The sequence below is a fragment of the Flagellimonas olearia genome, assembly GCF_009184425.1.
Taxonomy (GTDB): Bacteria; Bacteroidota; Bacteroidia; order Flavobacteriales; family Flavobacteriaceae; genus Flagellimonas; species Flagellimonas olearia.
Genome location: NZ_WELG01000139.1, coordinates 1 through 341, shown reverse-complemented (window position 1 = coordinate 341; position 341 = coordinate 1). Strand labels below are relative to the sequence as shown.

Here is a 341-nt window from a genome sequence, read left to right as displayed (position 1 = left end):
TGGGTGGCCTATGGCGCAAGCTTCTGCGTTGCTGACGCTCACCCCCGTGCGCAAGCTGTTGCGCAGCTGGCATTACCTGCATTCGAACGCGGAGAGGGTGTGAGTGCAGAACAGGCACAGCCGGTCTATCTGCGAGATCAAGTGATTCAGGGAGCAGTACGATGATCAACTGGGATCTTCCCAATGTGCATGAACTGACAGTGACCGTACCTGCCGAAGCCATCGATGTGATGGGCCATGTGAACAACACTGAATATCTGCGTTTTATGGAGCAGATTGCCTGGCACCACACCACCGAGCTGGGGCTGGGCTGGGATCTGTATCAGAGGCTTAACCGGGGC

The 341-nt window shown here is 56.6% G+C and carries 1 protein-coding gene; it reads left to right on the top strand.

Translation table 11 applies throughout. The features are described 5' to 3' along the window. Nucleotides 1-161: 161 nt before the first annotated feature. On the top strand, nucleotides 162-341 hold a 180-nt coding region (locus F8C76_RS19440), incomplete at its 3' end, for a thioesterase family protein (RefSeq protein ID WP_369126719.1).